Genomic DNA, 17,408 nt, shown 5'->3' with positions numbered 1-17,408 from the left:
CGGCGAAACCAGTTGCGGGGCCGGCCTACTATGGCTATAAGGCCCCTCGAAAGCGGCCGACACGGCCGTTGGATCGGAGTGTAGCGCAGCCTGGTAGCGCACCTCGTTCGGGACGAGGGGGTCGGAGGTTCGAATCCTCTCACTCCGACCAGTTTAAATCCCGCAAAATAGAAGCATCAGAAATGGCCCCTTTGGGGCCTTTTTCACGTTGGAAGATAATCGGGGGCGGTTCCCGACATGGCGCTGCCGCACCGCCTGGCCGATCCTTCTCATGATACGAGAGGTTCGGCGCCATCCCCGACGCTCGGACGCACAGGAAATCCCCACCGTCATTGCGAGGAGGCGGAGCCGACGAAGAATCCAGGGCCGCATCGCCTGCCTGGATTGCGTCGCGTCGCTCGCAATGACGGGCGCTGAACCAGCGCTCTTGCGGATTCCCGGTCGAGCTTTCAGCCCGCCGTCTACGCCGCGCGTCTGCTTTTCCGGCAGACGGAACAGATTCCGCTCAAGTTCGTTGCAATAGGGCGTCGACGCGACTTTGGCGTCGATCCACCAAGCGGAGCCGTCGAAATGGAAGAGCTCGACATCCAGGACTATGCGCGGCGGCTGTTCGATGCGCATGGCGACAAGGCCGTCGCCGAGGCGGCGCAAAAGGCTGCCTCGTTGGAGCAAAGCGGCGAGGCTGAACAGGCGAAAAACTGGCGACGAATCGAAGCCGCCCTGTATCAAATGCTGGGGCCACACCAAAGTTGAGCAGGTTTCCGCGCGGCCGTTGGCCGAGCAATTTGTCGTCGTTTCAGAATGTGTCTTGGAACGTCGCCGCCTTCTTTTGCTGCCGCAAGCGCCGTTGCACTGCGTGGGTTTTCACCGCGTCCCTATTGTCCAAGGGCACGAAACGCGCACGCGGCCTCGCGCCGCCAATGTCCTGCGCGCCGCGTATCTTGATGAGAAAGTCCAGCCTGGCGATATAGAGCAAGTCGATCATGGCGCGCTCTTCGGCGAGAGATGATCGATCAAGGTGACCCGCGCGCCCCGGCCTATCAAGTTGCGTAAAATACGTAGCCTCAAATTCGCAGGAGCCGATCAGCCTTTAGCTGCGCAGGAGAATGCATCTTTGGACGATCTCTTCAAATCGAGCGCGCTTCCGACAGACTATGCGGCCCGTATCCGCATTGTCTCGAAACGCAAGGGCGGGCTCCAGGCGGCGCCGGACGAAGCAATCATCGACGTGGATCGCAGCAATCCGGTTCTCGGCAATCCGCACATTCTGCGCGACCATCGGGACATGCAGGAGCGGCTGCGCGTGATCGCGGCCTATGAGCGCGATCTCGATCGCGATCTCGCCGAGCGCGGCCCGAAGACGCGCGAAATCGAGAAGATCGCCGATCGGCTACGCAGAGGCGAAAAAATTGCTCTGCGCTGCTGGTGCGCTGAGCCGCCCACGCGACCGCAGCGGCCGTGCCACGGAGATCGGATCAGGCTCGAGGTTCTGCGTGTGTGCGCAGAGCCCTCGACGCCGACAGAATGATGAAAAGGAACGGCCCGCGCCTTTACATCCGAGGTCGCGGGCCGTCGCCAAGAAAGACAGCGTATCCGGAACTGCTCAAAGCAATCGAAGCGGCTGACTGAACCAGGTTGCAACGGGATGGTTAACAGATCGTTAACACTCCCGTTAAACAGCTTGCATTAGGGCATGCCATTCCCGGCGTCTGACAGCGCGACCGGGAATCCAGAGCCTCCCGTCATTGCGAGCGAAGCGAAGCAATCCAGTGAGCCGCTATAGCTGCCCTGGATTGCTTCGTCGCGCAGCTCCTCGCAATGACGGCAAGCACGCATTACGTCACGCCGTCGCCCCCGCATCCACTGTCATCACCGTCCCGGTAATGTTGCACGCCTTGTCGTCGAAGAGATAAGAAACCGCGTTCGCCACATCCTCCGGCGCCGCCAACCGCCGCAAAGCCGCGCGCGCAGCAATTTTGGCGCGCTCCTCTTCGCCAAGCGACGCCGTCATCTCTGTCTCGACGAAACCCGGCGCCACCGCATTGACGGTGACGCCCAGCCGACCGACTTCGCGCGACAGAGACTTGGTGAAGCCGATGAGCGCCGCTTTCGTCGCGCCATAGACGGAAAGCGCATTATATCCGGTCGAGGCGATAATCGACGACATATTCACGATGCGGCCGCCCTGGCCCGCCGACATCATATTGCGAACGACATATTTTGTCAGAATGATCGGCGCGGTCACATTCACGCGCGTCAGCTCATCGATCTGCGAATTGTGCATGGTGGCGAGCAGCCCCTCGGTGCCGAGCCCCGCATTGTTGACGAGCCCATAAGGCGCGCCGAATTCCTTTTTGAGCCGCATCACAAAATCGGGGATCGCGTCGATCTGCGAAAGATCGAGCGCAGCAAAGGCAAGCGCGCCGGAGGCGCGGGCGATCTCTTCATCGAGCGCGTCGCTCGGCTTGCGCGCCACAGCGATAACGCGAAAGCCGTCGGCGACGAGGCGTCGCGAGATCGCGAGGCCCAGACCGCGACTGCCGCCCGTGACGATGACATTACGCCTCATGCTTTTCCCCGCAGCAGCTTGCCCCCGGCCGACATGGCGAGCGACGACACGAAGTCGATCGAAACCGGAACCTTGTGCCTTTCGAGCCGCCCGCGGCATGCGGCAATTATTTCATCCTTCACCGCACGCTTTTGCTCCGCAGAGATGTCGTTTTCCTTGAGCATCACTTCCGCCACGATGAGATCGCCCATGATCGGATTGCGCCGCGCCTTCACCAGCGACATGCGCACGGCGTCATGCAGATTAATGATCTGCTCGACCTCCTCCGGGTGGACTTTCAACCCGCCGACATTAATGGTACCGGCGCGCCTGCCCTTGAAGAAGAAGCGGTCGCCGACTCTTTCGACAAGATCATCCGTGTCGACAAATCCATCCGCGTCCGCCAGCGTGAGATCATCACGCCCCACATAGCGATCCGCCATGCGGCGCGAGCGCAGACGCAACGACCCGTCGACGACGCGCATCTCGACGCCGCCAACGCCATCCAGATAAGCGGCGGGAAACCCTTCCCTCCCGTCGGTCACCTCGAAGCCTACTCCCGCTTCCGTGGATGCATAGGCGTGAACGATTTTTGCGTTGGGGTAGAAGGCGGCCAAATTGACCAGGACCGCACGGTCTGCGATCTCTCCGGAAAGGCGCACATATTGGGGCGCGATCCGTGCAGCTTCGGGACTCATCAGCAGACGGCGCCAATGCGACGGCGTGCCGGAGAGGTGCGTGACGCCGGCTTCGGCCATGCGCGTTACATGATCGACGAGCGGCTCACTCGCCTCGCTCAGCAACAGCGTCGCGCCGCTCGTCGCCGCGCGTAGAAATATCTGCATCCCGCCATAGCGACGAATGTCGTAGAAGGTCGCCCAAACCGGCGCCGCCTCACCTGCCGCGCGCGGGCGAACTGCGCCAAGCAACCCCGCGAGACGATGCGCGACAAGCTTCGGCGCCCCGGTCGTGCCCGAGGTGGGAAGAACCCATTCCGTTTCGATCGCAGCGGGGCGCGGCTCCGTCTCGGGCGCGAGCGCCGAAACGCGAACGCGCGTAACGTCGACGCCGAAATCCTTAACGTCGTCGTCGCAAATGACCGCCTCGACTCGCGCCTGCTCGATCGCCGAGGCGAGACGCTCGCTCGTAAAATCCGGCGGCGTAATCACCATGCGCGCGACAAGCCCATCGAGCTCCAGCATGGCGAGCGCCGCGTCGAACTGCGACGATACGCCGATCAAGACCGACTTGCCGGCAAGCAAAGCGCGACGGCCGCCAAAGATCGTCCCTTGAACTGCATCGCGCCAAAGCGCCTGCCCCTTTGGGGCACGTAGCCCGGCGGCGCCGTCAAAAACCGCGTCGCACGCGAGCCCGCGCAGATCAAGCGGCCGCGGCATTTTCATAGAGCGCGACGAAATCGCCGAAGGTTACGGGAAAATAGACCTCTTCCGAAGCCGTGAAGGGGTCGACCCCGAGCGCGTCTTCGAGACGCGCGACGATGATTGCGAAGCACAGAGAATCCAAACCGGAGTTGGCGAGGACCGTATCGTTCTCGAGTGGCGTGAGCTTTTTTTCCTGCTCCGCAGCCACATTTTCCACGACGGAAAGCACTGTTAACCTTATGCTCATCGAAACGCGCCCTTTTCATCTCCGGCTAAGAAGAACTTCCTATCGTGCTTCCCTAAGCAATTCCCTGCACACGTGGCCAAGATCCATGACGAAGGTTAAGCGCAGATGACCGAGCCGGCGACGCCGCGCATTCGATGCAGAATGATCGCAGAGGCCGACGCGCCAGCGCTCGTCCGATTGCTGGCCAAGGGATTTCCCGAGCGCACCACCGACTATTGGAGTCACGCGCTCGAAACGCTCGCGCACCGCGATGCGCCCGAAGGCTATCCCCGTATGGGTTATCTGCTGGAGCACGACGGCGCGCCGGTCGGCGTGATCCTGATGATCTTCACACGCGTGGGCGCGGAGAAGATTCGTTGCAACATCTCGAGCTGGTATGTCGAAGAATCCTATCGAGGCTACGCCTCGCTGCTCATCGCCGCGGCGGTGCGGCTCAAGGACGTCACCTATATCAACACTTCGCCGGCGCCGCATACGTGGCGCGTGATCGAAGCGCAGGGATTTCGCCGTTATTGCAACGGCCAAATGCTCGCCATCCCCGCCCTCGCCCCTTGGACCGCCAACGCCCGCGTGAAAATCTTCGACGCGGATCGCGACTATGGCGGCTCTCTCTCATCGCAGGAATGCGCGCTCCTCGCGGCCCATGCCGAGCGTGGCTGTCTCGTGTTGATCGTCCATGAAAAACGCGACGCCCATCCCTTCGTGTTTCTGCCGCGCCGCGTGCTGAAGGGGCTCGTTCCCACGCAACAACTGATCTATTGCCGCAGCCTTGCCGATTTCCAACGCTTTGCGGGCCCCTTGGGCCGCGAGCTGCTGCGCCGCGGCCATCCTACCGTTCTTCTCGACACAACAGAGAAGATTCCCGGGCTCTTCGGAATCTATCTTCAGGATCGCGGACCCAAATATTACAAGGGCCCCGAACGTCCGCGACTGGGCGATCTCGCCTTCAGCGAAAGCGTCTTGTTCGGACCATGAGCCTCCCATGAAAACACTTGTCGACATCACCGCAGCGCAAGCATTGGTCGATCAGCTCATCATCAATGGCGTCGACCATATTTTCTGCGTGCCAGGCGAAAGCTATCTCGCCGTGCTCGACGCCTGCTACGAGCGCAACGTCAAACTCACCGTCTGCCGCAACGAGGCCGGCGCGGCGATGATGGCGGACGCCTATGGCAAGGCCACCGGCCGCCCCGGCATTTGCTTCGTGACACGCGGCCCAGGCGCCGCAAACGCCTTTGCCGGCGTTCATATCGCGCAGCACGACTCGACGCCCATGATCTTGTTCATCGGCCAGATCGAGCGTTCGCATCGCGATCGCGGCGCGTTTCAGGAAGTCGATTACCGCGCAATGTTCGGCGGACAGACAAAATGGACGGCCGAAATCGATGATGGCGCCCGCATGGCGGAATATGTCTCGCGGGCGTTTCATGTCGCGCTTGGCGGGCGGCCGGGCCCCGTCGCCCTCGCTTTGCCGAAAGACATGCTCGACGAGCGCGTCCTCCCGCGCCCCTGCCCCGCCGCCGCCGTCGTCGAGACATCGCCGGGGCCAGACGACATGGACGCCCTCGCCGCAATGATCGCGCAAGCGAAGCGCCCGTTGTTCGTCCTTGGCGGCACGCGTTGGGACGAGACGGCGTCCCGTCGCATGATGGATTGGGCGCGCGCTTTCGACATGCCTGTCGCAACGAGCTACCGACGGCTGCCGCTCTTCGATCCCCTGCATGACTGCTATGCCGGCGACCTCGGCCTTGCCGCCAATCCGAAGCTCGTCGCGCGCGCCAAAACCAGCGATCTCTTCGTTCTCATCGGCGGGCGGCTGGGCGAAATTCCCTCTCAGGGCTATAAGCTCTTCGACATACCGCAGCCGCAGACGCGCTTCGTGCATGTTTATCCGCAGGCCGAGGAATTCGGCCGCGTCTTTGCGCCAACGCTCGCCATTCACGCGTCGCCCAAGCCTTTCGTCGAGATGCTGGCAAAACAAATTCCGCCGGCGCACCGCCCCTGGCGTGACGATTCGCGCGTGGCGCATCAGGATTATCTCGATTTCTCGCGCAGCTTTACGCCCTCCGCCGACGTCGATCTGGCGCAAATGATGATCTGGCTTTCGGACCATCTTCCCGACGACGCCGTTATCTGCAATGGCGCAGGAAATTACGCGTCCTGGATTCACCGCTATTTCCGCTTCCGCCGCTATGGCTCACACTTTGCGCCGACATCGGCCACGATGGGCTATGGCGTGCCTGCCGCCGTCGCCATCAAACGGCTCTATCCCGACCGGCTCGTCGTCTCTATCAATGGGGACGGCGATTTTCTGATGAATGGCCAGGAATTCGCGACAGCCGTGCAATATGAGCTGCCGATCCTCGTCGTCATTTGCGACAACGCCTCCTATGGCACGATCCGGATGCATCAGGAGCGTAGCTACCCTACGCGCGTCATCGGCACGGATCTACGCAATCCGGACTTCGCCGCCTATGCCCGCGCCTTCGGCGGTTACGGCGCGCGCGTCGAACGCACAAAGGACTTCCCCGACGCTTTCGGCGCCGCACGCGCGTCACGCCTTCCCTCTATCATCCATGTGATGATGGACCCGGATCGCGTTACGCCGAGCGTAAATCTCTCTGCGATACGCTCCGAAGCGCTGGCGGGCGCGTAAGAGAACTGCTGACAAAGTGGCTGACGCCCCTCGTGCTTCGAGACGCCTGCTGCGCAGGCTCCTCAGCATGAGCGGCTTCTTCAACTTCGCCAAAAGACTTATACGAGATCCGCTCGCCATCCCCGACGCTCGCGCCGTTTGGACACACAGGGAATCCCCGCCGTAATTGCGAGGAGGCGGAGCCGACGAAGCAATCCAGGGCCGCATCACTGCCCTCGATTGCTTCGCTTCGCTCGCAATGACGGGCTTTGGGCAAAACCAGCGCTCTTGTGGCTCTGAATTCCCGATCGGGCCTTCGTCTCGAAGGACGAGGCCGCCTCGGAGGTTTGTCAGCAAACTGAAGGCGGCGAAAACTGGCGCCTTCAGTTCACGATGCCACTCGAAGCTGCGGCTTAGAATGCGCGAAGTCCCAATAAAGCGCACGCGCGCGCTTATACATTGGGCCTGGGTCCAATTGCCGATCGTCGATGCGCGACATCGGCGCGACTTTCTGGAAGTTGCCTGTCGAGAAAATCTCGTCAGCGCAAAGAAAGTCGTTATAGGTGAGCGTTGTCTCGATCACCTCGACGCCATCTGCGCGCAGCAAGCCAATGACGCGTTGGCGCGTGACGCCGTTCAGGAACGTCCCATTCGCCGCCGGCGTAAAAACCGCGCCATCCTTGGCGAGAAAGGCGTTGGAATTAGCGAACTCCGCAATATTGCCGAGCATGTCGCGCATGAGGCAATTGTCGAAGCCGCGTTTCGCCGCCTCGATCAAGGCGCGCGAGCCATTGGCGTAATGGCAACTCGCCTTCGCCCCAACCGGCGCAGTTTCCGCCGAGGGCCGGCGGAAAGGCGACAGAGTCACCGCGCCGCCCTTGGGCGCCGGCATGGGCGCCTCATAGATCGTGAGGCACCAATTGGTGGAAGAAGGCTCGAAGCGAACGCCGCCCCCCAAGCCGTCCTCGGCCCAATACATCGGCCGAATATAGAGCTGCGCATCAGGCGAAAATTTTTTCAAGCCTTCGCCAACAAGCGTGCGCCATTCGTCGACGCTCAACAAAGGCTCCAGCAGCATCTCGCGCGCCGAATTATTGACGCGCGCGAGATGCAGATCGAGATCGGGCGTCACGCCCTCGAAGGCGCGCGCCCCGTCGAACACCATCGAGCCAAGCCAGGCCCCATGCGTTCTCGGGCCCAAAATCGGCGCGTTGCCGTCGCGCCATTCGCCCTGAAAGAACGTCCAGGTCTGCGAGACCGGACGCAGTGCAACAGGAGACGCCATTGGCGAACCTCTCTCTTTACGCGCCACTGAACATCGCCGGCGCGTCTGATGCAGGCGCGAGCTTCATCATGCGCGCCAGCTTGCGCATCACCCGCACCAAGAACATCACCGACGCAGGCAGAGGCGTGCGGCAGAAGGCCACTTTGCGAACGTATTTCTCGACGGTCCAAACCGCATGGGAGCCAGCGCGGAACAGGATGTGGTCGCCCGGCCCGAGATGATGTTCCACGCCATTATCCTCGCGCACGACGACCGATCCCTCCAGCACATAAACTGTCTCGTCGATGTCATAATGCCAATTGAACACGCCCTTGGTGCAATCCCACAGAAGCGTCGTGGCCGAATTGTCGAGGCTGCGTGACAAGATGAAATTCCGCGCAACCGGGGCGCCGTCGATCACCCAAGCCGGATTGATTGGGCACGGCTGCATCTCGACGTTTGCCTCGTGGAAAACAATTTTTTCGTCACCGCTCATCGCCATATCCTCCCCGCCAGTCAATTCAAACACAAAACGTCGCGCACCTCGCGCGGCCAATCCTCGACGTAAAGGCCATGCGTCGCAAAAAGCGCGAGCGCCAGCCGGTCGATGCCGAAGGCCACGCAACCCGAATGCGCCATTTCGCCCTTCTCATCGACGAGCCCCCATGTCTTGCCGAAATGCTCGCGATGATAGTTGAAGCTCATGCAAGCGGTCGGCGCGCCCTGCGCGCGCACGGGAATCAGAAGCTCGAACTTCAACGCATGCTCGATCTGATTGGCGGCCATCAACACGCCGACGCGGCCGAAGAACGGGTCGCTGGCGCGATCGAAGGCGAAGGGCAGTTGCAGCGACTCGGCGATCGCCTGCGCGGTTTTCATCCATCGCTCACGGAAGACGGCAATCTGCGCCGGCGCGCCAATGCGCACGAACTCGCGCATCCGGAAAGACTGCAATCTGTCCAAATCTTTCGAGGGCTCGTGCCGGAAGCAATCCGCCGCAACGTCGAAGGTCAAACCATCTTCGGGAACCGGGCCGCTTTCCGCGGCAATCGGATAGATCGGGTAACAGGCCGCCGGGCTCAACACCAGACCGGCCGACGTGGCGCCGCGGGTCCAATCTTCCCCTTGCTTGGCTTTGTCCAACGCGGCGGCGACATCCGCCTCCGACCCATGCAGGGCGCAGACGCAGCCGAGCAGTTGAGGAAAACTGTTGAGGTATCCCTGTTTCTCGAGCTGCCTCAGGCTCATCACCGGTGGAAAACGGAACACGGACGCTTCTTGCGGACGATGTCTTGTAATCAGCCATTGAAGCGCATCGACGACGTCCTCATAACGCCGCGTGCGCGCGTAAACGCCGTCGACGCCCATGGGGCGAAAGAGATGATCGAGGATCGTCTCATCGCTGCGAGCCTCCGTCTCTGTGCACGCCATCCCGCTCATTGCGCGTCCATCCCCATGCTGTTCCATTATCGTGGCTTCACGATCGCTTCCGGCACCCCGCCGATGAGGCAGGACGTCGCCACATTCGAAAGAATGCGGTTGTTGTTGATCATGACGGAGGAAGAGAGAATATCCCTCAGCGGGCGCGAGACGCTGAATTCGCTGTCGTTGCGGTAGCCGGCAATCCCGCAGGCGTTGAACGCGTGCATGACGGTCGCTATCGCCATTTCCGAGGCGCTGACCTTCAGCAGGTTGAGCGATGTCTGGAAGGACATCTCGTCGAGCGACTCAGGATTTCCCACCCTGCCGAGGTAATCCGCTGTCGCCGAGTCGACGAGGTTGACGAGTTGCATCAGGGACAGTGACGCCTGCGTCGCAAACGGCGCGCCTGGCGGTAGGGCGCCCTTCTGTGCGCGGGAGATTTTACGCGTGAAATTCTGCGCGCGCTCGACCGCGCCAGCCGCGACGCCCGCCCAGCAGGAAGCCCAAAGCAGATGGGTCACCGGCACCATCGAGCGGCGATGAATTTTGTCGTAGGGCTCCGCGAGGACCTGCTCGGCTTCGCCCTTCGCAATGAGATGAAAGCCTTCGCTGCACGTGCCGCGCATGCCCATGACGTCCCATTTGGACGTGCGCTCGAGCGTGTAGTCTTCCTTGAAAAAGAGCGCGAGCACCTGATCGCTGGGCAGTGAGTCCGGCGAGCGGCGCGCCGTTGTCACGATGGCGTCGGCCGCGGCCCCATAGGAGACGACCGAGGCGTCTCGATCGAGCGAAATCCCGTCTTCGAGAGCGACGATCGCCGACGCGCTGGAGCGCACATTGGCTCCGTTTTTTCCTTCGGTCGTCGACGACGCGAGCAACATCTGCTCTTCGCCGATGCGACGAAGATAAGACTGGAACCTTTCGCTGCGCCCGGCATGGTTCATGATGCATGCGACATTGGCCGCGTGCATTGCGTAAATCATGGCCGTCGAGGAACAGACGCGGCCGAGCGCATAACAAAGCTGGGCGGCGTCGGCCACATTGCGGTCCTCTCCGCCACACCCCTCCGGGAGCGATATTCCGAGCAGACGCTGCGCTTTCAGCTCGTCGAACGCCTCTTTCGGGAAGCGGGCCGTTTCATCGACCGCCTCGGCGAATTTCGCAGCGACGGCGACGGCCGAAGCGATCCGCGCAGAAAAATCCTCTTGCGCTCTCACTTGCGGCTTTGAAATTTCAGCAGCCAACATCTTCGCCTCGTCAACCTATCCTCGCATGATCGAACCGAGGCTAGGTTCCAGTTCTGAATATTCAGTTTTGTCGCGCAAATTGTCGACGTCAGCCTTAATGAATTGGATTTTAGCAATCCGCCGCAGCTTCTTTTTATAGATCGCGGCTAGAACACTGATTGTCAGTTCGATAAAGTTCTGTGCTCTGGAGGTTGCAGCGTGGACGTCTCAACGATTCAATCCATCGATCGCATCAACGCCGTCGTCGCCCAATTCATAAAGAACGCCCACCAAATTCCCCCCAACAGGATTTGGAGGAGCTCGGCATGACCTCGATGGAGATGGTGAATTTGATGCTGTCGATCGAGGCGGAGTTCGACTTGACGATTCCCAGCTCGAAACTCGTTCCAGCAAATTTCCGGACCATACAGAATATCGACGCCTTGGTGCGCGATCTCGCGCATTGAAACCGAGGGCGGCGCTCTTCCAAGGCGCCGCCTCGCCGTCAGGCGCTGTGGCGCAAGGCTTCGATCCTGTCCGATACATTCCTGATCCAGGCGCGATAAAGTCGCGCCGCATCATCGGCCCAGGGCCGAGCGCATTTCTCGGGGGAAAGAGTTTCCGCCAGAGCCTGTTCCGCATGGCGCTCCGTCCTTTCGAGCACGCGGCTACGTAACTGCCTCAGCCTCTGCGACGTCTCGGCGCTGAAATAATTCTCGGGCTGATCCGGATAGTCGACGCGTTCGCCTGAAAGATAGCGCAGCGCGTCGCGGCGATACTCCTTGAGCAGCGTCTCCGCCTCATATTCCGGATGCCCCTGAAGGAAGACGAAAAGGCTCGGCTCTTCACGCCAGAACATATCGACGCCGACGTCCGGCGACCATGCGCCGATCTTAAAACCGTGCCGCGCTAGCGCTTCGGCGTCGAGCGCGTTGTAGCGTGAATGCGGCGTTAAAATCGAGCTGCCCGCTCTTTCGCCGGTCCAATCCTCGCCGAGACGCCGAAAGGTATAGACGCCGCTGATCTTCTTAGGCATGCGTCGGCGTTCGATCCCGGCAAGATGAAGCGTGGCGGCATGGGCCGCGAGGCAGGACCAGAGAGTCGAAAAAGTGTGCGTGCGCGCCCAATCGGCGAGCGTCTGGAGCTGCGGCCAATAAGGCTCGTGATCGAGGCGGGCGGCGCGGGGCTCGCTGCCCGAGACGATCAGCGCATCGGCGCCGCGCCTGTATAGCGCCTCAATGTCTTCGTGATCGCGCGCCAAATAGCGCCGCGCCGTTTCGCTGCGCTCCAGGCCCGGCAGCGTATAGCAGCGCCAGCGAATCTCGCGTCCCTCGGCGCCCGCGCGCACGAGGCGCTCGAATTGCGCCCGCGTCGCCGCGAGCGCCTGGTCGGGCATGTTGTTCACGAACGCGATTTCCAGGACGTCGCGCGCGCGTAAAGGATGCAGCGTCATTCCGCCGCCTCGGCGAAGGCGCCATTCGCCGCGGCGAGCGCGCTGCCCAGATCCTTGATGATGTCGTCGGCGTGCTCGATGCCAACGCTGATGCGCAGCATCTCCGGCAAGACCCCCGCCTTTTCCTGCTCGGCCGGCGTCATCTGACGGTGCGTCGTCGAGGCCGGATGGCAGGCGAGCGACTTGGCGTCGCCAATATTCACGAGGCGCTTGATGATGCGCAGCGAGTCATAGACGCGCTTGCCGGCCTCGAGCCCGCCCTTCACGCCGAAAGTGAGGAGCGATGGGGCGCGGCCGCCCAAATATTTCTGCGCGAGCGGATAATAGGGACTCTCCGGGAGCCCGGCGTAATTCACCCAGGCGACGCGCGGATCGTCACGCAAAAACGCCGCGACTTTTTGCGCGTTCTCGACATGGCGCTCGACGCGCAGCGCGACGGTTTCCAATCCCTGCAGCAGAAGGAAAGCGTTCAGCGGCGCCAGCACCGCCCCGGTCGTGCGCTGATAGACGCTGCGCGCGCGGGCGATAAAAGCGCTATCGCCAAAGCGGTCGACATAGACGAGGCCATGATAGGAAACGTCCGGCTCGTTGAAGGTCGGGAACCGCTCCGGGTATTTGCGCCAGGGGAACCGGCCGCTGTCGACGATGATCCCGCCGAGCGTCGCGCCATGGCCGCCCATGAATTTCGTCATGGAGTGAACGACGATGTCGGCGCCATGTTCGATGGGCCGCCACAGGATCGGCGTCGCCACCGTATTATCGACGATGAGCGGAACACCATGGGCGTGCGCGGCCTCTGCAATCGCCGCGATGTCGCAAATATTGCCGGCTGGGTTGCCGACGCTCTCGCAGAAGACCGCTTTTGTGTCGGCGTCGATCGCCGCCGCCATGTCGCTCGCAGAGTCGCTCGCGGCAAAGCGGACCTTCACGCCCTGGCGCGCCATCACATGCTGAAGCAGCGTATGCGTCGTGCCGTAAAGTGTGGGGGCAGCGACAATATTGCCGCCGCTATCGGCCACATTGGCGAAGGCGTAATAGAGCGCCGCCTGCCCCGTCGACACCGCCAAGGCGCCAATCCCGCCCTCGAGCTGCGCAACGCGCTTCTCGAGCACGGCGACGGTCGGATTGGCGATGCGGCTGTAGCGGAAGCCTTCCTCTTCGAGGTCGAAGAGCGCCGCGGCATGATCGGCGCTGTCGAACTCATAGGCGACGGTCTGATAGATCGGCACGGCGACGGCGCGCGTCGTCGGATCGCCGTCATAGCCGCCATGCACCGCTATCGTTTCGTTCCGCATTGGATTTGCCTCCTGCAGCGCGCCCGCCCGCATCGTTGAAAGGGCGAAGCTGAGCCGTCTTTGCAGGGAAAACGCCTAAAGATTTATGCGGTTTTTCCAGGCGCAGCGATGAAAAGCGTCTGGTAGGCTTAACAAGGTTCATCCGCATTTGTAGAGATTTGGCAGGGAATTTCCGATAGGTTCACAAAGGACGGCGCGACGGCCGCGCATTAACCATTCTTCCAGGCGACGACGAGAGATGACGGCGCATAGTGTGGAGCGAGGGCCTTCCAGAAGCGAGCACACCGAAGGCGCAGGACGCTCGGTGAGCAAGGATTGGCTGCGGGCGCTGAAACTATCCGCATCGATCGAGCGCGATCCCGGCCGCACGCTCGCGGTCGCCTTCGATGAAATTACACAGATGCGCGGCGACGCGCCGGCGATCCTTTTCGACGGCGGCGGGTTCAGCTTTCGCGAATTATCCGAGCGTTCGCGCCGCTACGCTCGTTGGGCGCAGGCGCGCGGGCTGCACAAGGGCGACGCCGTCGCGCTCGTCATGGAGAGCCGGCCCGATTACGTCGCCATCTGGCTCGGATTGACGCGCATCGGCGTCGTGGTCGCGCTCATCAATCATCATCTTGCCGGGCCCGCATTGGCGCATTGCATCCGGATCGCTTCGCCGCGCCTGATCCTGGCTTCGGTCGCCAATTACGCGAAATGCGCAGATGCGGTTGGCGGCGAAGGCGAACTCGTCCGTTGCGACGACTCGCTCGAAAGCGCGCTCGCCGCGCAATCGAGCGCACCCCTTGATCTCGACGCGGCCGCGCGGCCCACGCTTTCCGATCCTGCGCTCTACATCTACACCTCCGGCACCACCGGCCTGCCGAAGGCGGCGATCGTCTCGCATCGCCGCATCATGAATTGGGCGTTGTGGTTTTGCGGCCTGCTCGATGTGACGCCCGACGACAGAATGTATGTTTGCCTGCCGCTCTATCACTCGGTCGGCGGCGTCGTCGCCATCTGGGCCACGCTGCTGGGCGGCGGCTCCGTCGTGCTGCGCGAGCGTTTCTCGGCCAGCGCCTTTTGGACCGACGTCGTCGAACATGGCTGCACGCTCTTCCAATATATCGGCGAGCTTTGCCGCTACCTCGCCCATGCGGCGCCCTGCGAAGCCGAGACGAAACATCGGCTGCGCCTCGTCGTCGGCAATGGCCTGCGACCGGAAGTCTGGCCGGTGTTCCAGAAGCGCTTCGCCATTCCGCGCATTCTCGAATTCTATGCGGCGACGGAAAGCAATTTCTCGCTCTACAATGTCGAAGGCGAACCGGGCGCCATTGGCCGAATCCCCTCCTTTCTCGCCGCGAGCCGGACGATCCAGCTCGTGCGATACGACGTCGAGACGGACGCGCCGCTGCGCAATGCGGAAGGCTTCTGCGTCGCCTGCAAACCTGACGAGCCCGGCGAAGCCATTGCGCGCATTGCCAATGATTTCGAGGGCTATCTCGACCGCGCCGCTTCCGAAAAGAAAATCCTGCGCGACGTCTTCGCGCCCGGAGACGCGTGGATGCGCAGCGGCGATCTCATGCGCCGCGACGCGCGTGGCTTCTTCTATTTCGTCGACCGCGTCGGCGACACTTTCCGCTGGAAAGGCGAGAATGTTGCGACCGCCGAGGTCGCGCAGGCGATCGCCGCCTACCCCGGAGTCATCGACGTCACCGTTTATGGGGTGGCAGTCCCCGGCCGCGATGGCCGCGCCGGCATGGCGGCGATCGTGGCGAACGAAAGCTTCGATATAGCGGGCCTCTATGCGCATCTGTCGGCGCAACTGCCCGCCTATGCGCGTCCGCTCTTCCTGCGCCTGTCGCATGGATTGCAGGTCACGGAGACGTTCAAGCACCGCAAAGGCGCGCTTGCCGCCGAGGGGTTCGATCCGCGCAAGATCGGCGCGCCTGTCTTTTTCGCGTCTTCCGAGCGATCTATATATGCCGCCTTGGATTTGGCGCTTTACGAGAAGATTCTCGCCGGCGCCGTTCCTCTCTAGGCGTCACGTCCAAAGACCCGCTTTCGACCGGAATGACGCGAAACCAAGGTTCAGCGGGAAAGGGCGCCGGATGAAAGTCGATGTCGGGGCGTTGTCGGTCGTCTTCAACGAAGGCGCAGGGGGCGCTGGTCCCCTGTCGGGCGCGACCTTCGTCGTCAAGGAAAACATCGACGTCAAAGGCCAGGTGTCGACCAATGGCCATCCGCAATGGGCGACCACTCATGCGCCGGCGCCGGCCAACGCCGCGGTGGTGGACAGGCTGCTCGCCGCCGGCGCATGTCTCGTGGGCAAGACCCATATGGACGAGATGGCCTATAGCCTTCTCGGCGCCAATCCGCATTTCGGCACGCCGATAAACCCCGCGGCGCCAGAGAGGCATCCGGGCGGCTCCTCTTCGGGCTCCGCCGTCGCGGTGGCGGCCGCTCTCGTTAATTTCGCCATCGGCACGGATACGGCCGGCTCCTGCCGCGCGCCCGCGGCCTTCTGCGGCGTCTTCGGTTTTCGCCCCTCGCATGGCGCAATTCCCATGGCGGGCGTCGTGCCGCTGGCGCCCTCGCTCGACGTTATCGGCTGGTTTGCGCGCGACCTCGCTCGAATGGCGGAAGTCGGCAATGTGCTGCTGCCCGAAGATACGGATCAGGGCGCCTTGGAAGAGGCGGTGTTTCTCGGCGACGCTTTTCATGGCGTCGAAACCGAACTGGCCGCCGCCGCGGCGCCCGCCGTCGATATGTTGAAAAGCGGGCTGTGGCGCGAAGGTCGGCTGGACGAGGATTTTTTCAAGACGGCTCTCGCGCATTTCCGCAATCTACAGGCGCATGAGGCCTGGGCCTCCCATGGCGCGTGGGTCTCGGCGCATCATCCGACATTCAGCAAAGGCGTCGAGGAGCGCTTCGCCATCGCATCCAAAGTCACGCTCGAACAGAAAAATGCAGCGCTCGCCTTTCGCGAGGAGGCGAAAAAGCGCATCGAGGCGCTCTTCGGCGACAAGGGCTTTCTCGTCATGCCGACAACGCCTTTCCGTTCGCCGCTGCTCACCGAAAGCGAGGAGCAGCTCGACGCCAAGCGCTATCAGATGATGCGGCTCTTCCTCATCGCGAGCTATTTCGGCCTGCCGCAGATCAGCCTGCCATTGCCGACCACTGACGCGCCGGTGGCGCTTTCTTTCGTCGGCAGGCGCGGAACCGACCGCAAGTTGCTGGCGCTGGCGCAGCGCTTCTGCTCGAAGATGAAGAAGTAATACTGTTTCCGTTTGAACAGCTCGCATTGGAGAATCATTCCCGGCGGGCTGAAAGCCCGACCGGGAATCCAGAGCCACAAATACGCTGGTTTTGCGCAGCGCCCGTCATTGCGAGCGAAGCGAAGCAATCCAGGGCAGCGATGCGGCGCTGGATTGCTTCGTCGGCTCCGCCTCCTCGCAATGACGGTGATTTCCTATGTGTCCAAACTGCGCGAGCGGGGGGATGTCCTCTACGCATCCTCTGCTTCTACGGGAAGCGCATGAATCTCTCCCCAGTTCTTCAGCTCGATCAACAGCGGCGCGAGCGTGCGGCCTTTCTCCGTAAGGCTGTATTCCACGCGCGGCGGCACTTGCGGGAAAATCTCGCGCGACACCATGCCATCGCGTTCGAGATCGCGCAGTTGCTGCGTCAGCGTGCGCTGGGTGATCTTGGTCAGGCGCTTTTGGAAATCGCTGAAGCGCTTCTTGTCGTCGAGCAGGAGGAAGAGGATCGAGCCCTTCCATTTGCCGCCGATGATGTCCATCGCCGCCTCGATGGGGCATTGGTCGTATTGCGGGTGACGTTGCTTGCGCATGGTATCCTATTTTGCCCTATGGGCGGCATTCCTGCCTATTGGCAATATTACTGCGTTCTTCACAGCGATCTATACTGTCGTTAGCGTCGCGGTGCCCTGACGTC

General features: G+C 62.1%; 18 protein-coding genes and 1 tRNA gene. 8 read left to right on the top strand and 11 right to left on the bottom strand.

Going from position 1 to position 17,408, the window contains the following annotated elements; translation table 11 throughout:
* The first annotated feature begins 74 nt into the window (after nucleotides 1-74).
* Nucleotides 75-151, top strand: a tRNA-Pro gene (locus QNA11_RS00995).
* 419 nt (nucleotides 152-570) lie between these two features.
* On the top strand, nucleotides 571-753 hold the full coding sequence (locus QNA11_RS00990) for a hypothetical protein (RefSeq protein WP_281931327.1): 183 nt from the start codon (nucleotides 571-573) through the stop codon (nucleotides 751-753).
* A gap of 43 nt (nucleotides 754-796) precedes the next feature.
* Here the strand turns inward: QNA11_RS00990 and QNA11_RS00985 are convergent, their stop codons facing one another.
* Nucleotides 797-985, bottom strand: coding sequence for a hypothetical protein (locus QNA11_RS00985; protein WP_283481603.1), 189 nt, complete (start codon nucleotides 983-985; stop codon nucleotides 797-799).
* A 129-nt stretch (nucleotides 986-1,114) separates the two neighbouring features.
* On the opposite strand from QNA11_RS00985, the gene QNA11_RS00980 reads away from it, so the two are divergent.
* Entirely contained in the window at nucleotides 1,115-1,528 is a 414-nt protein-coding gene (locus QNA11_RS00980) for a DUF4326 domain-containing protein (protein WP_283481602.1), read from the top strand.
* A 312-nt stretch (nucleotides 1,529-1,840) separates the two neighbouring features.
* On the opposite strand, the gene QNA11_RS00975 is transcribed toward QNA11_RS00980, so the two are convergent.
* Genes QNA11_RS00975 through QNA11_RS00965 form a run of 3 tightly spaced genes read right to left on the bottom strand, consistent with a single transcriptional unit; the run spans nucleotide 1,841 to nucleotide 4,177 of the window.
* On the bottom strand, nucleotides 1,841-2,569 hold the full coding sequence (locus QNA11_RS00975) for an SDR family NAD(P)-dependent oxidoreductase (protein WP_283481601.1): 729 nt from the start codon (nucleotides 2,567-2,569) through the stop codon (nucleotides 1,841-1,843).
* Nucleotides 2,566-3,945 carry a class I adenylate-forming enzyme family protein gene (locus QNA11_RS00970; RefSeq protein WP_283481600.1) on the bottom strand — a complete coding sequence of 460 codons (1,380 nt, stop codon included), beginning with the start codon at nucleotides 3,943-3,945 and terminating at the stop codon, nucleotides 2,566-2,568. The genes QNA11_RS00975 and QNA11_RS00970 overlap by 4 nt, the downstream gene beginning before the upstream one ends.
* The gene (locus QNA11_RS00965) at nucleotides 3,929-4,177 is read right to left on the bottom strand and encodes a phosphopantetheine-binding protein (protein ID WP_283481599.1); all 249 of its coding nucleotides are present in this window, start codon (nucleotides 4,175-4,177) and stop codon (nucleotides 3,929-3,931) included. The genes QNA11_RS00970 and QNA11_RS00965 overlap by 17 nt, the downstream gene beginning before the upstream one ends.
* Nucleotides 4,178-4,318: 141 nt before the next feature.
* On the opposite strand from QNA11_RS00965, the gene QNA11_RS00960 reads away from it, so the two are divergent.
* Entirely contained in the window at nucleotides 4,319-5,152 is an 834-nt protein-coding gene (locus QNA11_RS00960; protein WP_283481598.1) for a GNAT family N-acetyltransferase, read from the top strand.
* A 7-nt stretch (nucleotides 5,153-5,159) separates the two neighbouring features.
* Nucleotides 5,160-6,833: a thiamine pyrophosphate-binding protein gene (locus QNA11_RS00955; protein ID WP_283481597.1), complete on the top strand. Its 1,674-nt coding sequence runs from the start codon at nucleotides 5,160-5,162 to the stop codon at nucleotides 6,831-6,833.
* 367 nt (nucleotides 6,834-7,200) lie between these two features.
* Here the strand turns inward: QNA11_RS00955 and QNA11_RS00950 are convergent, their stop codons facing one another.
* From QNA11_RS00950 to QNA11_RS00935, 4 genes are read right to left on the bottom strand one after another with little or no spacing between them, the layout of a single operon-like run.
* On the bottom strand, nucleotides 7,201-8,097 hold the full coding sequence (locus QNA11_RS00950) for a branched-chain amino acid aminotransferase (protein WP_283481596.1): 897 nt from the start codon (nucleotides 8,095-8,097) through the stop codon (nucleotides 7,201-7,203).
* A 16-nt stretch (nucleotides 8,098-8,113) separates the two neighbouring features.
* Complete coding sequence (locus QNA11_RS00945) at nucleotides 8,114-8,572, bottom strand: cupin domain-containing protein (protein WP_283481595.1); 459 nt, start codon at nucleotides 8,570-8,572, stop codon at nucleotides 8,114-8,116.
* Nucleotides 8,573-8,592: 20 nt separating this feature from the next.
* Complete coding sequence (locus QNA11_RS00940) at nucleotides 8,593-9,516, bottom strand: amino acid--[acyl-carrier-protein] ligase (protein ID WP_283481594.1); 924 nt, start codon at nucleotides 9,514-9,516, stop codon at nucleotides 8,593-8,595.
* 26 nt (nucleotides 9,517-9,542) lie between these two features.
* The gene (locus QNA11_RS00935; RefSeq protein WP_283481593.1) at nucleotides 9,543-10,745 is read right to left on the bottom strand and encodes an acyl-CoA dehydrogenase family protein; all 1,203 of its coding nucleotides are present in this window, start codon (nucleotides 10,743-10,745) and stop codon (nucleotides 9,543-9,545) included.
* 179 nt (nucleotides 10,746-10,924) lie between these two features.
* On the opposite strand from QNA11_RS00935, the gene QNA11_RS00930 reads away from it, so the two are divergent.
* The gene (locus QNA11_RS00930; RefSeq protein ID WP_283481592.1) at nucleotides 10,925-11,191 is read left to right on the top strand and encodes a phosphopantetheine-binding protein; all 267 of its coding nucleotides are present in this window, start codon (nucleotides 10,925-10,927) and stop codon (nucleotides 11,189-11,191) included.
* Nucleotides 11,192-11,229: 38 nt separating this feature from the next.
* Here QNA11_RS00930 and QNA11_RS00925 read toward each other — a convergent pair whose 3' ends face one another.
* Nucleotides 11,230-12,177, bottom strand: coding sequence for a homoserine O-acetyltransferase/O-succinyltransferase family protein (locus QNA11_RS00925; RefSeq protein WP_283481591.1), 948 nt, complete (start codon nucleotides 12,175-12,177; stop codon nucleotides 11,230-11,232).
* Entirely contained in the window at nucleotides 12,174-13,472 is a 1,299-nt protein-coding gene (locus QNA11_RS00920) for an O-acetylhomoserine aminocarboxypropyltransferase/cysteine synthase family protein (protein ID WP_283481590.1), read from the bottom strand. Before QNA11_RS00920 ends, QNA11_RS00925 begins: the two co-directional genes overlap by 4 nt.
* Before the next feature lie 238 nt (nucleotides 13,473-13,710).
* Between QNA11_RS00920 and QNA11_RS00915 the strand changes: the two genes are divergently transcribed.
* The gene (locus tag QNA11_RS00915; RefSeq protein WP_283481589.1) at nucleotides 13,711-15,492 is read left to right on the top strand and encodes a long-chain-acyl-CoA synthetase; all 1,782 of its coding nucleotides are present in this window, start codon (nucleotides 13,711-13,713) and stop codon (nucleotides 15,490-15,492) included.
* Between the two features lie 70 nt (nucleotides 15,493-15,562).
* Nucleotides 15,563-16,729, top strand: coding sequence for an amidase (locus tag QNA11_RS00910; RefSeq protein ID WP_283481588.1), 1,167 nt, complete (start codon nucleotides 15,563-15,565; stop codon nucleotides 16,727-16,729).
* A 230-nt stretch (nucleotides 16,730-16,959) separates the two neighbouring features.
* Here QNA11_RS00910 and QNA11_RS00905 read toward each other — a convergent pair whose 3' ends face one another.
* Nucleotides 16,960-17,304: a winged helix-turn-helix transcriptional regulator gene (locus QNA11_RS00905; protein WP_283481587.1), complete on the bottom strand. Its 345-nt coding sequence runs from the start codon at nucleotides 17,302-17,304 to the stop codon at nucleotides 16,960-16,962.
* Nucleotides 17,305-17,408: the final 104 nt, after the last annotated feature.

Origin of the sequence: Methylocystis sp. JR02 (genome assembly GCF_030063565.1) — a bacterium.
In the GTDB taxonomy this organism is placed as follows: domain Bacteria; phylum Pseudomonadota; class Alphaproteobacteria; order Rhizobiales; family Beijerinckiaceae; genus Methylocystis; species Methylocystis iwaonis.
This window is presented reverse-complemented; position numbering and strand designations above follow the sequence as displayed.

Bases quoted from the DNA above. Each gene is read 5' to 3' on its own strand.
- QNA11_RS00975 (WP_283481601.1), bottom strand. From the start codon at position 2,569: ATGAGGCGTAATGTCATCGTCACGGGCGGCAGTCGCGGTCTGGGCCTC.
- QNA11_RS00910 (WP_283481588.1), top strand. From the start codon at position 15,563: ATGAAAGTCGATGTCGGGGCGTTGTCGGTCGTCTTCAACGAAGGCGCA.
- QNA11_RS00940 (WP_283481594.1), bottom strand. From the start codon at position 9,516: ATGAGCGGGATGGCGTGCACAGAGACGGAGGCTCGCAGCGATGAGACG.
- QNA11_RS00950 (WP_283481596.1), bottom strand. From the start codon at position 8,097: ATGGCGTCTCCTGTTGCACTGCGTCCGGTCTCGCAGACCTGGACGTTC.
- QNA11_RS00965 (WP_283481599.1), bottom strand. From the start codon at position 4,177: ATGAGCATAAGGTTAACAGTGCTTTCCGTCGTGGAAAATGTGGCTGCG.
- QNA11_RS00990 (WP_281931327.1), top strand. From the start codon at position 571: ATGGAAGAGCTCGACATCCAGGACTATGCGCGGCGGCTGTTCGATGCG.
- QNA11_RS00985 (WP_283481603.1), bottom strand. From the start codon at position 985: ATGATCGACTTGCTCTATATCGCCAGGCTGGACTTTCTCATCAAGATA.
- QNA11_RS00915 (WP_283481589.1), top strand. From the start codon at position 13,711: ATGACGGCGCATAGTGTGGAGCGAGGGCCTTCCAGAAGCGAGCACACC.
- QNA11_RS00925 (WP_283481591.1), bottom strand. From the start codon at position 12,177: ATGACGCTGCATCCTTTACGCGCGCGCGACGTCCTGGAAATCGCGTTC.
- QNA11_RS00955 (WP_283481597.1), top strand. From the start codon at position 5,160: ATGAAAACACTTGTCGACATCACCGCAGCGCAAGCATTGGTCGATCAG.
- QNA11_RS00960 (WP_283481598.1), top strand. From the start codon at position 4,319: ATGATCGCAGAGGCCGACGCGCCAGCGCTCGTCCGATTGCTGGCCAAG.
- QNA11_RS00970 (WP_283481600.1), bottom strand. From the start codon at position 3,945: ATGCCGCGGCCGCTTGATCTGCGCGGGCTCGCGTGCGACGCGGTTTTT.
- QNA11_RS00935 (WP_283481593.1), bottom strand. From the start codon at position 10,745: ATGTTGGCTGCTGAAATTTCAAAGCCGCAAGTGAGAGCGCAAGAGGAT.
- QNA11_RS00945 (WP_283481595.1), bottom strand. From the start codon at position 8,572: ATGAGCGGTGACGAAAAAATTGTTTTCCACGAGGCAAACGTCGAGATG.
- QNA11_RS00920 (WP_283481590.1), bottom strand. From the start codon at position 13,472: ATGCGGAACGAAACGATAGCGGTGCATGGCGGCTATGACGGCGATCCG.
- QNA11_RS00905 (WP_283481587.1), bottom strand. From the start codon at position 17,304: ATGCGCAAGCAACGTCACCCGCAATACGACCAATGCCCCATCGAGGCG.